Origin of the sequence: Vibrio sp. V03_P4A6T147 (assembly GCF_002241085.1) — a bacterium.
Classification (GTDB): Bacteria; Pseudomonadota; Gammaproteobacteria; order Enterobacterales; family Vibrionaceae; genus Vibrio; species Vibrio anguillarum.
In genome coordinates this window covers 941-2,167 of the sequence record NZ_NDIO01000319.1, presented here as the reverse complement: position 1 = coordinate 2,167, position 1,227 = coordinate 941, and the positions used below count along the sequence as shown (strand labels likewise).

Sequence of the window (1,227 nt, the reverse complement as noted above, 5' to 3'; positions counted from 1 at the left end):
CATTTGAAGTAACATCTGAAAAAAGCAGCTCACGAGAAAAAAAGTAAATTTCATTATCTGAAAGCATCTCAGCTTTCAAATTTGACCAAACTGTATTCTCAGGTTGTTCAGTTAGGTTCGACATGAGGAGTTGCTCTGGTGGCAAAACTGGCTTTGGCAATTGAAAATAATCGGCAAAGTCTTGTGTCATCTGATGAATCAGCAGATGCAACTCATCTGGAGTTGCGCTGTAGATATTACGCCACGCCACTTTGTTAGAAGATGCACGATATAAGAGTGCTTCCACATGTAACTCCGAATCTTCCGCCTTCCATACGTTAAGTGAAAGCTTAAAATCGGCTTGGCTACTGTTGTTCAAAGAACCTGGCCAGCGACACGAAGAGTCAATGCGCTGCAAAAAATATCTTGGGGACTGCAAATTGGCAAGCTCGGTATATTGATAGGCCGATTGACTGCGCAATATCATTGATTTAATTGGTATTAGGTACTGCTTTGCTTGATCATCTCGGCACTGAATTTTGTTCAAAAGCAGTTGAACTTGTGGAACAAAGAACGAACCGTTGATAGCGGCTTTCTGTGTTTTCAACGTAAACACGCCCAAACCAATACTGACCATCAAGATTACGAGACCAAATAGAGTGCCCCATAATAACCATTGTGGCTTCGGCTTGGCTGGCGCGAATGAATGTGCTGGCGTTGTGCACTCAAGTATTGGTGATTCTTCAACCTCAGGCACATCTTCTGGAGCCCAACTCTCATTTTCAACCACAGAGACGAGGTTCGTCGGAATGAAATAGCCTTTCTTAGGATAGGTAACGATAAGCTTAGTTGGGTCAGTATCCGTCAGATGATCTTTTAACAAGGTACGCAATGTACTGACACGATTCGTCACGACGTTTTTCGATATGTATTTACTGTTCCATATCTCCTCAATGATCTGGTCGTTAGAAATCGGTTCTCCAACATGGCTTAGCAGCATCTCAAGCAGTTCAAGGCTTCGCGGCTCCAATTCAATATCGCCAGCTTCACTTGAGAGCACTTTGCTAGTCGGATCATAAATGAGATTGGCAATTTTTATTTGACCACAAGAGCTTCTTGCTAACGACAATATATTATTCATATTAATCCCACTCGATACGACATCCTGAATGATACCGCTATTACACAAAATAATTCAATCAATCCACTAAACATCGAAACATCATATGGCGGCTCTGTCATGGGACG

The 1,227-nt window shown here is 42.2% G+C and carries 1 protein-coding gene; it reads right to left on the bottom strand.

The window, feature by feature from the left end:
- A partial coding sequence (locus tag B9J84_RS12450; protein ID WP_094124260.1) for a transcriptional regulator occupies window positions 1-1,120 on the bottom strand: 1,120 nt, incomplete at its 3' end.
- Window positions 1,121-1,227 lie beyond the last annotated feature (107 nt).